Here is an 11,873-nt window from a genome sequence, read left to right as displayed (position 1 = left end):
GGAAAGGAGAGAGGCAGCGTGCATGCCTTGGAAACCCGTCAGTTGACATTGTCCTACGGTGAACAGAATATCATTGAAGCGCTTGATCTGCGCATCCCGCGCGGGCAGATCACGGTCTTCATCGGCAGCAACGGCAGCGGCAAATCCACCTTGCTGCGCTCGCTCGCCCGGCTGTTGAAGCCCAAGGAAGGGACGATCCTGCTCGACGGCGAGTCGATCGCCAAGCAGTCGACCAAGGAAGTGGCCAAGCGGCTGGCGATCCTTCCTCAAGGGCCGACAGCGCCGGAAGGCTTGACGGTCCTGCAGCTCGTCAAGCAGGGACGCTATCCGTACCAGAGCTGGCTGCAGCAGTGGTCGGAAGAAGATGAACGGATGGTGACCAAAGCGCTGGAAGTCACCCAACTGACCGAACTGGCCAACCATCCCGTCGACTCGCTGTCGGGGGGACAGCGGCAGCGTGCCTGGATCGCCATGACCCTGGCCCAGGGGACCGAGACGATTCTGTTGGACGAACCGACCACCTACCTGGACATGTCGCACCAAATCGAGATCCTCGATCTGCTGTACGATCTGAACCTGACGGAGCAGCGCACGATCGTCATGGTGCTGCACGACCTGAACCTGGCCTGCCGCTACGCTCACCACATCGTTGCCGTACACAACCGGAGCGTGTACGCCGAGGGCAGCCCGGACGAGATCATGACGGAGGAGCTGGTTCGCCACGTGTTCCAGATGGACTGCCGGATCACGCACGATCCGCTCTACGGCACGCCGATGTGCATCCCGTTCAGCAAGAGCCGGTTTGCGGCTGTCGGAGCGCCCAGAGAGATGGTTCACGCGTAGACCCTGCCGCGAAAAACCGCATGACACGCAGGCCGGAGCGACTTTCCGACATATAAAAAAAGGTGTGTCCCCTCACAGGGAACGCACCTTTTTTTGCTTGCGCGATCGCGCGGCGCTTACTTCTTCAGGTTGTAGAACGCGGCGCGGCCGCCGTAGCGGGCGGTTTCGCCCAGTTCGTCTTCGATGCGCAGCAGCTGGTTGTATTTCGCCACGCGGTCGGTGCGGGACGGAGCCCCGGTCTTGATTTGGCCGGCATTGGTGGCCACGGCGATGTCGGCGATGGTGGCGTCTTCGGTTTCGCCGGAGCGGTGGGAAACGACAGCCGTGTAACCGGCACGCTTCGCCATTTCGATGGCGTCGAACGTTTCGGTCAAGGTGCCGATTTGGTTTACCTTGATCAGGATGGAGTTGCCCGTGCCGTTCTCAATGCCGCGTGCCAGACGTTCCGTATTGGTGACGAACAGGTCGTCCCCGACGAGCTGAACCTTGCTGCCCAGCCGCTCGGTCAGCTTTTTCCAGCCATCCCAGTCATCCTCGGACAAGCCGTCTTCGATGGAGATGATCGGATATTTGGAAACCAGCTCTTCGTAGAAGGCGATCATGTCGTCGGTCGACTTCACGACGCCTTCCCCTTCGAAATGGTACTTGCCGTCCTTGTACATCTCGGTAGCGGCCACGTCCAGCGCCAGGAAAACGTCTTTGCCCGGCTCGTAGCCCGCTGCCTTGATCGCTTCCAGAATGGTGGTGATTGCCTCTTCGTTGGACTTCAGGTTGGGAGCGAATCCCCCTTCATCCCCCACGGCGGTGTTCAGGCCTTTGGCGTTCAACACTTTTTTCAGCGAATGGAAGATCTCCGCACCCATGCGCAGGGCCTGGGAAAAAGACTCCGCGCCTACCGGCATCACCATGAATTCCTGGATGTCTACGGTATTGTCCGCATGCTTCCCGCCATTCAGGATGTTCATCATCGGAACCGGCAGCGTTTTGGCGTTGAAGCCGCCCAGGTAGTTGTACAGGGAAACGCCGAGAGAGTTGGCCGCCGCATGGGCGACTGCCATGGAGACGCCCAGAATCGCGTTGGCGCCCAGCTTGCCTTTGTTCGGCGTACCGTCCAGCTGGATCATCGTCATGTCGATGCCCACCTGATCCAGCGCATCCATGCCGATGATTTCCGGCGCGATGATCTCATTGACGTTTTCCACGGCTTTCAGGACGCCTTTGCCCAGGTAACGGCTCTTGTCGCCGTCGCGCAGCTCAACCGCTTCGTACGCCCCTGTGGAGGCGCCGGACGGCACGCAAGCGCGGCCGAAGGAACCGTCTTCCAGATAAACCTCCACTTCCACGGTCGGATTGCCGCGGGAATCCAAAATTTCGCGTGCATAGACATCGGTGATCATTGCCATCGTACTGCCACTCCTCTTCATTTCAATTTAGGATTGTATCAAGGATTTGCCGGTCATTTCCGCCGGCTGCTCCAGACCCAGCAATTCCAGCATCGTCGGGGACAAGTCGGCCAGAACGCCGTCTTCCCGCAAGGTGAGTCCTTGTTTGGTCACGATGACAGGCACCGGATACGTGCTGTGTGACGTGATCGGACGTCCCGCTTCATCCAGCATCAGGTCGGCATTGCCATGATCCGCAGTGATGATGGCTACCCCGCCTTTTGCCAGGACGGCATCGACCACCCTGCCGAGGCAGGCGTCCACCGTCTCCACCGCCTTGATCGTCGGCTCCATCTTGCCGGAATGGCCCACCATGTCGCAGTTGGCGAAGTTCAGAATGATCGCATCGTGTTTGTCCGCTTCGATCTCCGCCACCACCGCATCCGTCACGGCCGGTGCGCTCATCTCGGGCTGGAGATCATAGGTAGCCACCTTGGGCGACGGGATCAGGATGCGCGTCTCCCCGGGGAATTCCTGCTCGCGACCGCCGCTGAAGAAGAAGGTGACATGCGGATACTTTTCCGTCTCCGCAATGCGCAGCTGCTTCAGCCCGTTTTGCGCCAACACTTCTCCCATCGTGTTGTCCAGATTGGTCGGTTTGTAGGCCACATACCCGTCCACCGTCTCGGAGAAATGGGTAAGGCAGACGAAATACAGGCTGCGCGGACGGCCTTCGCCGCGGTCAAAGCCGCGAAAATCTTCGTTGGTAAACGCCTGCGAAATCTGAATGGCACGGTCCGGGCGGAAATTGAAGAAGATGATCGCGTCTTCGCTCTCAATCGTCGCCACCGGTCGGTCCTGCTCATCGACGATGGCCGTGGGCATGACGAATTCATCCATGATGGACTTCTCGTACGATTCCTTCACCGCCTGGATCGGATCGGTATAATGCGGGGCATCCGCGTAAACCATCGCGCGGTACGCCTTCTCGATCCGCTCCCAGCGCTTGTCCCGGTCCATCGCGTAGTACCGTCCCTGAATGGTGGCGATACGTCCTACGCCGAGCTCCCGGATTTTTTCCTGCAGCGCTTCGATATACCCCACAGCGCTGTCCGGCGCCACGTCGCGGCCGTCCAGGAAGCCGTGGATAAAGACCCGGTCAAACTTCTCCCGGCGGCACAGTTCCAGAATGGCGAACAAATGCTCAATGTGGCTGTGCACGCCGCCGTCCGACAGCAGGCCAAAGAGATGAAGCTTCTTGCCTTTCTCCTTGGCGTGCCGGATCGCCCCCAGCAGCGTCTCGTTTTCAAAGAAGGCGCCTTCCTGGATATCCTTGGTAATCCTCGTCAAGTCCTGATAGACGATCCGGCCGGCGCCGATGTTCAAGTGTCCCACTTCCGAGTTGCCCATCTGCCCCTCCGGCAGGCCGACAGCCAATCCGCAGGCCTGCAGGGTGGCGTGGGGATAGGTTTTCCAATAGCGGTCAAAGTTGGGCTTTTTCGCCTGCGCCACCGCATTCCCGTAGGTTTCCTCACGCAGGGCAAATCCGTCCAGGATAATCAGGGCAACCGGTTTTGGTCGATTCGCCATAACAGCATGGACCTCCTTCAAAATGGGGTTACGGCTTCCGCCCCTTATTTTCCGGCGGCTCCGGCCACAAGCTGGAGGTAGCCGTCTGCCGTCAGGCTTGCGCCCCCTACCAGCGCGCCGTCGATATCGGGCTGCGCCATGAAACTGGCGATATTGTCCGGCTTCACGCTGCCGCCATACTGGATGCGCACGGCATCAGCCGCCTCCTGACCGAAACGGGCGGCAATCACGCTGCGGATGTAGCGAATCGTCTCATTGGCGTCTTCCGCCGTCGACGATTTGCCCGTTCCGATCGCCCAGACCGGCTCGTAGGCAAAGACGACATTCTTCAGCTGATCAGCCGGCACATCGTGCAGGGCGGCTTCCGTCTGCACGCGCACCACCTCTTGCGTCTTTCCCTGTTCACGCTCTTCCAGGGTCTCGCCCACGCAGATGATGGGCTTCAGCCCGTGCTGCAGCGCCGCTTTTACCTTCTGCTGAACGGTCGCATCCGTTTCGTTGAAATACTGGCGACGCTCCGAGTGGCCGATGATCACATACGCCACGCCGAGCTCTTTCAGCATCAGCGGACTGATCTCGCCCGTATATGCGCCCTGGTCGGCGAAGTGCATGTTTTGCGCTCCCAGCGCATAGGATGTCCCTTTCAACAGGGTAGCCAGTGCAGGCAGCGCGGTAAACGGGGCGCAAATCACTTTTTCCACCGCGTCGGTCGGATTGGCTTCCTTCACCTGTGCGGCAAACTCGCTCGCTTCGGCGATTGTCTTGTACATTTTCCAGTTTCCGGCAACAATAGGGGTTCTCAGAACATCCACGCTCCTCTCTTATTTGTCCTGCAGCACGGCCACGCCGGGCAGCTCTTTGCCTTCCATGAACTCAAGCGACGCGCCGCCACCGGTCGAGATATGGGTCATCTTGTCGGCCACACCCGCTTTTTCAACGGCAGCCACCGAATCGCCGCCGCCGATAATGGTCGTGCCGCTGCAGTCGGCCATCGCCTGGGCGACGCCGATCGTCCCCTGGGCAAACGCGTCCATCTCGAACACGCCCATCGGCCCGTTCCATACCACGGTCCGGGACGCCACGACCGCCTCGCGGAACAGCGCCACCGATTCCGGACCGATATCCAAGGCCATCCAGCCATCGGGAATGGCGTTGACCGGCACGGTCTGTTTCGATGCATCCGGGGCGAAGCGGTCCGCCACCACCACATCCACCGGCATCAGCAGCTGCACGCCCCGCTCCTTCGCCTGCGCCATCAGGCTGCGGGCCAGCTCAAGCTTGTCGTCCTCGCAGAGGGAAGCGCCGACGCCGAAGCCTTGGGCTTTGAGAAACGTATTGGCCATCCCGCCGCCAATGATCAGCGTATCCACCTTGGTCAGCAGGTTCTCGATCACCGCAATCTTGTCTTTCACCTTCGCGCCGCCCACAATCGCGGTAAACGGACGCTCCGGACGGGAAAGGGCTCCGCCGAGGAACCGGATCTCCTTTTCCATGAGCAGTCCCGCCACGGCAGGGATGTACGCGGCAATACCCGCTGTCGATGCGTGAGCGCGGTGGGCCGCCCCAAACGCGTCGTTGACGAACAAGTCAGCCAGGCTGGCGAAGCGTTTGGCCAGCTCCGGATCATTTTTCTCCTCGCCGGGTTGAAAACGGACATTCTCCAGCAGCACGACGTCGCCGTTTTGCATCGCGGCAACCGCCGCTTCCACTTCCGGCCCTACGCAGTCGTCCAGCTTCTTCACCGGACGGCCGAGCAGCGTTTCCAGATGCTTGCCGACCGCGGTAAGGCGCATCTCTTCCACGACGGCCCCTTTCGGACGGCCAAAGTGGCTGGCCAGAATCACTTTTGCCCCTGCCTCCGTCAGGTACTGAATGGTCGGTACCGCTGCCCGGATGCGGGTATCGTCGGTAATGATCCCGTCCTGCATGGGCACGTTGAAGTCGACACGGCAAAAGACACGCTTGCCGGACAGTTCTACATCGCGGATGGACTGCTTGTTCATGAACGGATCCTCCTCCGGGGTCATCCCCTATTTCTTACCAGTGAACATACGCACGGGAAAAGGGAGAGTATGCTCTCCCTTTTTGGCAACATCCCTATTGTACGTTTTACAGGCCGCGTTCTGCAACAAATTGACACAGGTCGACCACACGGTTGGAGTAACCCCATTCGTTGTCATACCAGGAAACGACTTTCACCATGTTGCCCTCGATCACCATGGTGGACAGGGCGTCGATCGTGGAAGAGGCCGGATTGCCATTGTAGTCGGAAGAGACAAGCGGTTCCTCCGAGTAAGCGAGGATGCCTTTCAGCGGGCCTTCCGCCGCTTCTTTCAGCACACGGTTCACTTCTTCGACGGTCACATCCGTTTTCAGCTCGGCGACGAGATCAACCACCGAGACGTTCGGGGTCGGGACACGCATTGCAAAGCCGTTCAGTTTGCCTTTCAGCTCCGGCAGCACCAGCGCCACCGCTTTCGCCGCACCGGTGGAAGTCGGAATGATGTTGGTGGCCGCAGCGCGCGCACGGCGCAGGTCTTTGTGCGGCAGGTCCAGAATCTGCTGGTCATTGGTGTAGGAGTGGACGGTGGTCATCAAGCCGCGCACGATGCCAAACTTCTCATGCAGGACCTTGGCAAACGGAGCCAGACAGTTGGTCGTGCAGGAGGCGTTGGAGATTACGGTATGCTTCGCGGGGTCGTATTTGTCTTCGTTGACGCCCATGACGATCGTGATATCTTCATTGGTGGCCGGAGCGGAGATGATCACCTTTTTCGCGCCGCCCTCCAGGTGCTTCGCCGCGTCTTCGCGCTTGGTGAAGCGTCCTGTCGATTCGACGACGATCTCCACGCCGTACTCGCTCCATTTCAATTGCGCCGGGTCACGCTCGGCCAGCACCTTGATTTCCTTGCCGCCGACAATCAGCGTGTTCTCGCGGGCTTCCACATCCACGTCCAGCACGCCGTGAACGGAGTCATATTTGAGCAGATGAGCCAGCGTCGCCGCGTCAGTCAGGTCGTTGACTGCAACGATCTCCACATGCGGGTTGGCCAATGCGGCGCGGAAAACGTTGCGGCCGATGCGGCCAAATCCATTAATCCCTACTTTTACCATGTTGATTACCTCCTATTTTTTATCTCGATGGTTTCTCTATCGCTACCGCTTTCCTTGATGGAAAACGGGAGTCGCCTAAGCGGTGGAACGTGACGAGCTTGCAAATCCGTCGGTCTTTCCCGCCCGATGGTACCGCGAAAACAGGATGGTCACGAGCGGCAGCACCAGTCCGAAACAGAGATACGGCAAGGTTTGGATGGTGGGGACGCCAAGGGTGACGCTCATCACCATCGCCAAGCCGTTCCAGGGGATCAGCACCGGCATGACCAGCGTGGAGTCCAGCATGGTTCGGCCGAACAACAGGCTCCCGTCCGGAAACCGGGCAAAGCGGTTTTGCAGCGTTGTGCCGAGGATCAGGATCGGAATCGTCTGGTTGCAGCTGATGATTACCACCACGAGGGAAAGCATCACGCTTTTGGTCACCAGCACCGGGACGCTGTCCGTCTTTCCGATCAACCGATCGACAAGGGGCTCCATTAATTGGGCTTTATTTAGTATGCCGTTCATAAATCCCGCTAAACTGATCAGCAGAAGGACCTGCAGAATCGCGAGCATGCCGCCGCCGTGGACAAGGGCATCCAGCTTCGTCCCGGACCCCAGCTCGTAGCCGAACAGCATCGCCTTGACAAACGCTGTCCAACCGGCAGGATGCGTGAAGGTGACCAGCAGCGCCGCGCTCGCGATCCCATACCCCAATGCACGGGTTGCCTTTACCCGCAGGGCGAACGAGCCGATCAGGATCACCAGCGGCAGGAGCGGCACAAGCGACGGGGAAAAATACCGGCGCAACAGTTCCTGATACGAAGCAATCATCGAATCCGCCGGCGCGTGCTTCATCCATAGATCCAACGCCAGGAAGAAGATGGCACTCAGCCCCACCGCGATTCCTCCGGTCGTGATGGAGTACCGTTCGATGCGGGCATCGGCTTTCACGCTGCTGATGACCAGCAGGCGGCTGGAAGAGAGGGGCGAAAAACGCTCCCCCACCATCGCCCCGCTGATCAGGGCGCCTGCCATCATCCCAAGGGGCATCTGGGCCGCATGGGCGATCCCCATCAAGGAGAGGCCCACGGTGCTTAATGTGCCGACCGAGGTCCCGAGCAGGCAGGAAACGAGCGCAGTCAGGGCAAACGAGAGCACAAACAGATAATCCACATTGACGATCGATAAACCATAGTAAATGATCGCCGGGATCGTCCCGCCCATCATCAACAGCGGGATCAGCAAGCCGACAAGAAACAGGATGCTGAGCACCGGCTTCGCCTGCCGCACGCCTTCCCACCCGAATTGAAGCTGCTCGCGGTAGCTGTACCCAAGACCTTTCACGGCTGCCAGCGTGACGAGCAGGGCGAACAGGATGCCGAGCGCCAGCGGAAAGGAGAGCGAGAGGCTGGCCGCAATTCCCGCGATCAGGGCAATGACAGGGACATACATGCGGAACGTCATGGCTGTTCCCCCTCTTTCTCATTCCCCTCTGCCAGGAGCGCACGGGCCGCCCCTTCGTCGGTGATCAGTACGCTTTGGCAGGACTGCTTCGCAAACGACAGAATGGCCTTCGCCTTGCTTGCCCCACCGGCGATCGACAGCACCACTTCCGCCTTGCGCACATCCTCCAGTTGCAGCCCGATGGTGGGCATCCGATGGACGATCTCTCCCGCCTCGTCGAAATAATAGCCAAACGCCTCGGAAACCGCCCCCGTCTGCTCCAGTTCCTCCAGCTCCTGCGGGGAATACTTGCGCCGCTTCGCCATGACCAGCGCATCCCCGATCCCGTGAACGACGATGCGAGCGGTGCGCAAAAGTTCCAGCACCTCCACCACCTGCGGCTCATCCAGAAGCGCCTGCAGGGCATCGGGCGACAGCCGGTCAGGCACGTGCAGCAGGCGGTAGGTGCCGCCGGTTTTGGCCGCCATGACGGAAGCCAGCGTATTCGCCTGCAGCTCCACTTTCTCCCCCAAACCGCCGCGGGCGGGGACGAATTGTACGGAGCGAAAAACAGGCGACGGCGTGAGATGCTCCGCCAGGCTGGCGATCGACGTCCCCCCCGTGACCGCTACCACATCCCGCTCCCGGATGCGCTGCTTCAAGACACGGGCGCCGACGCGTCCCAGCTCCTGCTTTACCCATTCGCTGCGGTCGGCATCCCCCTGCACCACGATCACTTCTGGAATCTTCAAACGATGCTGCAGACGTTGGGCCAATTCCGTCAGGCCAAACAGTTCAGCCACCATCGGCTCCAGCCGCTCCAGCACGCGCTGTCCCTCTTCCGTGACGCTCATGCCGGCCGCCGTGAAGGAGAGCAGCCCCATCTCCTTCAACAGCTCCACTTCACCGCGCAGGATCCGCTCCGTCGTAGACGATACCTGGGCCAGGGTCCGCCGGCCGATCGGCTGGAGGTGAAAAATGGATTGCAGCAGCATGTATCGTTTTCGCAGGACGTCCACCAGATCGGGCAGCAGCTTCTGCTGAATCTCAATCAAGTCGCGCATCTCTCTCTTCCTTTTAGGGACGTAAAATGTCCCGCGCATACATTTTTTGTCCCGGTACGGGATAAAAAAATACCCTTCTACCGATACTGTAACACAATTGCCACATACATACAAGGGAAAGCCCCTTGATTTTCCGAATCAAAGGGCTTCCCTGCTATCTCCGCTTGCGTCTCGCCAATTCCTCCCGCAGTTCTTCTTCCGTCATGATGCCGGTCACGGACACAAAAGCTTCCTCGCCGTCGATCTCCACGACGGGAATCGTCAGCATGTATTTCTCTTCCAGCGCGGGATCCGTCGTGATATCGACCAGCTCCAGCCGAAGGGGGGTCTCCCTTCCAACCCACCGGATCCGGGCCTCCACGTCGTCGCAGAGACAGCATCCCTTGCGCCCATACAGCCTGATGTGAAAAACGTGTGCGTCCATTTCTCGTCAAAACCTCTTTCGTTTCGCAGAGGAAGGAATCAACATCTCTTCCCGGTATTTGGCCACGGTACGCCGGGAGATTTCGATGCCCTCCTTCATCAGCATTTCTGTGATGGCCTGATCCGACAGCGGCCGTTTGCGGTCCTCTCCGTCGATGATCGCCTTGATCCGTTTTTTTACGCTTTCGGATGAAGCCGCTTCCCCGCTGGCGGTCGCCAGCGCCGACGTGAAAAAGTACTTCAACTCAAAGATTCCCCGCGGGGTCTGGACATACTTGTTGCTGGTCGCCCGACTGATCGTCGACTCATGCAGATTGACCCGTTCGGCGATCTCTTTTTGGGTCATCGGCTTCAGGAAATGAACGCCGTGTTCAAAAAAATCGCGCTGCACCTCAACGATGGCCTGCGTGACCCGCATGAGTGTGAGCCTGCGCTGTTCCAGGCTTTTGGCCAGCCACAGCGCCGCATTCAGCTTCTCATGAATAAATTGACGCGCCTCATCCTGGCTTTTTTGCTCCTTCAGCATTTTCTCGTAAAACCGGTTGATCACCAGGCGCGGAGCGGAAATGTCGTTCACCAGGACAATGTACTCGCCCCCCACCTTCTCCACCGTTACATCCGGAATCACATAGCGGGTCTCGCCATGGCTGAATGAGGCTCCCGGGCGCGGGTTCAACGAGCGCACCCGATCAGCGATCTCCTGCACCTCTTGAATGCTGCACGACAGCTTCTCGGCAATCCGCTGAAAACGGTTGTTGGCGAGATCGGCCAGATGATCCCGCACCACCCGGACCACCTTCTCGTCATCCAGGCCCTCATGCTGCAGCTGCAGCAGCAGGCATTCTTCCAGACTCCGCGCGCCAACGCCGACCGGGTCGAAATGCTGGATGACGGTCAACATGTCTTCCACTTCGTCGAGCGCCGCCCCCATGCGGTGGGCCACCTCTTCCAGACTGATCTCCAGGTACCCTTTCTCATCCAGATTGCCGATCAAATAGAGCGCGATTTTTCTCTGTCCGTCGGTCAATCCTTTGACCAGACCCAGCTGGCTCTCCAGATGCTCATACAGCGTAGAGCCGGATTTATGCGCATGATCAATCGGATTGTAAGTGTTTTCATTTTTCGCCACACTATACTCGCCTGTCGCCCGGTTGCCGATCAGCTCTTTCCAATCCACTTCCGGCGCGGGCCGTTCCGCTTTTGCTGCGGCCAAATCCGCCGCAGCGCTGATCTCCTGCAGTTCGATGACCGGATTCTCGTTCGCCTGCTCCTGCAAATAGGAAATCAGGTCTGCCGTGGAATATTGCAGGATCGTGATCGCCTGCCGCAACTCCGGAGTCATCACCAGCTTCAGCGTCTGCTCCTGATAAAGACCAAGCCCCATATTCATTCAGTTCCGACCCCCTTCCAATGAACTGAAAGCCAAGGCTTCTTTCTCCATTCATTATATTCGAAGTCGCTATGCAATTTTCCTGCCAAAATATGAATTCACTGCTTTCTTGCATTTTTCCGCGTCAGTTTATATAATAAATGAGCAACGTCATGCGCCCGTAGCTCAGTGGATAGAGCGGCGGTCTCCGGAACCGCGTCTTGCGTAGGTTCGACTCCTATCGGGCGCACCATATCGCCAACAAACAACCGGCTGTCACGCCGGTTTTTTAATTGCCTATCGTTGTGGAGTCGAACCTTTTCCACCATAGGGGGAAACCTGTTCGACGACCCGACCGACGCTTTGCGTGGGGAGGGAAGTGCCCGACTTACGGCGTCTTTCCCCACTTCCTCCCTTCCACGCCTAGACGCCGTTAGTTGGGTGCTCCTATCGGGCGCACCATATCGCCAACAAACAACCGGCTGTCACGCCGGTTTTTTAATTGCCTATCGTTGTGGAGTCGAACCTTTTCCCCCATAGGGGGAAACCTGTTCGACGACCCGACCGACGCTTTGCGTGGGGAGGGAAGTGCCCGACTTACGGCGTCTTTCCCCACTTCCTCCCTTCCACGCCTAGACGCCGTTAGTTGGGTGCTCCTATCGG

At 59.0% G+C, this 11,873-nt stretch carries 10 protein-coding genes and 1 tRNA gene; 2 read left to right on the top strand and 9 right to left on the bottom strand.

The annotated features are described in order from the left end of the window. Nucleotides 1–18 precede the first annotated feature (18 nt). The gene (locus G3578_RS07955) at nt 19–843 is read left to right on the top strand and encodes an ATP-binding cassette domain-containing protein (RefSeq protein WP_165211123.1); all 825 of its coding nucleotides are present in this window, start codon (nt 19–21) and stop codon (nt 841–843) included. A 116-nt stretch (nt 844–959) separates the two neighbouring features. Here G3578_RS07955 and eno read toward each other — a convergent pair whose 3' ends face one another. The 9 genes from eno to rpoN all read right to left on the bottom strand — a co-directional run bounded on the left by eno (nt 960) and on the right by rpoN (nt 11,231). Then, the gene (gene eno, locus G3578_RS07950; protein ID WP_165211120.1) at nt 960–2,246 is read right to left on the bottom strand and encodes a phosphopyruvate hydratase; all 1,287 of its coding nucleotides are present in this window, start codon (nt 2,244–2,246) and stop codon (nt 960–962) included. A 27-nt stretch (nt 2,247–2,273) separates the two neighbouring features. Further along, nucleotides 2,274–3,815 carry a 2,3-bisphosphoglycerate-independent phosphoglycerate mutase gene (gpmI, locus tag G3578_RS07945; RefSeq protein WP_165211117.1) on the bottom strand — a complete coding sequence of 514 codons (1,542 nt, stop codon included), beginning with the start codon at nt 3,813–3,815 and terminating at the stop codon, nt 2,274–2,276. Between the two features lie 44 nt (nt 3,816–3,859). Further along, complete coding sequence (tpiA, locus tag G3578_RS07940; RefSeq protein WP_165211641.1) at nt 3,860–4,618, bottom strand: triose-phosphate isomerase; 759 nt, start codon at nt 4,616–4,618, stop codon at nt 3,860–3,862. Between the two features lie 18 nt (nt 4,619–4,636). Further along, entirely contained in the window at nt 4,637–5,818 is a 1,182-nt protein-coding gene (locus tag G3578_RS07935; RefSeq protein WP_165211114.1) for a phosphoglycerate kinase, read from the bottom strand. 106 nt (nt 5,819–5,924) lie between these two features. Continuing rightward, nucleotides 5,925–6,929, bottom strand: a complete 1,005-nt coding sequence (gap, locus tag G3578_RS07930; protein ID WP_165211111.1) for a type I glyceraldehyde-3-phosphate dehydrogenase — start codon at nt 6,927–6,929, stop codon at nt 5,925–5,927. 75 nt (nt 6,930–7,004) lie between these two features. Continuing rightward, nucleotides 7,005–8,375, bottom strand: a complete 1,371-nt coding sequence (locus G3578_RS07925; protein WP_165211108.1) for a Na+/H+ antiporter NhaC family protein — start codon at nt 8,373–8,375, stop codon at nt 7,005–7,007. Next, nucleotides 8,372–9,418: a sugar-binding transcriptional regulator gene (locus G3578_RS07920; RefSeq protein ID WP_165211105.1), complete on the bottom strand. Its 1,047-nt coding sequence runs from the start codon at nt 9,416–9,418 to the stop codon at nt 8,372–8,374. The genes G3578_RS07925 and G3578_RS07920 overlap by 4 nt, the downstream gene beginning before the upstream one ends. Nucleotides 9,419–9,572: 154 nt before the next feature. Beyond that, complete coding sequence (locus G3578_RS07915; protein ID WP_165211102.1) at nt 9,573–9,842, bottom strand: glutaredoxin family protein; 270 nt, start codon at nt 9,840–9,842, stop codon at nt 9,573–9,575. A 6-nt stretch (nt 9,843–9,848) separates the two neighbouring features. Then, nucleotides 9,849–11,231 (bottom strand): RNA polymerase factor sigma-54, encoded by a 1,383-nt coding sequence (rpoN, locus tag G3578_RS07910; RefSeq protein ID WP_165211099.1) that lies wholly within the window; start codon nt 11,229–11,231, stop codon nt 9,849–9,851. A 154-nt stretch (nt 11,232–11,385) separates the two neighbouring features. Between rpoN and G3578_RS07905 the strand changes: the two genes are divergently transcribed. Beyond that, nucleotides 11,386–11,463: transfer RNA gene (locus G3578_RS07905), tRNA-Arg, on the top strand. Nucleotides 11,464–11,873 lie beyond the last annotated feature (410 nt).

The organism is Brevibacillus sp. SYP-B805, assembly GCF_011059135.1.
Lineage (GTDB): Bacteria > Bacillota > Bacilli > Brevibacillales > Brevibacillaceae > Brevibacillus_F.
This window is presented reverse-complemented; position numbering and strand designations above follow the sequence as displayed.

Coding starts and splice junctions, on each gene's coding strand:
- gap (WP_165211111.1), bottom strand. CDS start 6,929: ATGGTAAAAGTAGGGATTAATGGATTTGGCCGCATCGGCCGCAACGTT.
- G3578_RS07920 (WP_165211105.1), bottom strand. CDS start 9,418: ATGCGCGACTTGATTGAGATTCAGCAGAAGCTGCTGCCCGATCTGGTG.
- rpoN (WP_165211099.1), bottom strand. CDS start 11,231: ATGAATATGGGGCTTGGTCTTTATCAGGAGCAGACGCTGAAGCTGGTG.
- gpmI (WP_165211117.1), bottom strand. CDS start 3,815: ATGGCGAATCGACCAAAACCGGTTGCCCTGATTATCCTGGACGGATTT.
- G3578_RS07925 (WP_165211108.1), bottom strand. CDS start 8,375: ATGACGTTCCGCATGTATGTCCCTGTCATTGCCCTGATCGCGGGAATT.
- eno (WP_165211120.1), bottom strand. CDS start 2,246: ATGGCAATGATCACCGATGTCTATGCACGCGAAATTTTGGATTCCCGC.
- G3578_RS07935 (WP_165211114.1), bottom strand. CDS start 5,818: ATGAACAAGCAGTCCATCCGCGATGTAGAACTGTCCGGCAAGCGTGTC.
- G3578_RS07915 (WP_165211102.1), bottom strand. CDS start 9,842: ATGGACGCACACGTTTTTCACATCAGGCTGTATGGGCGCAAGGGATGC.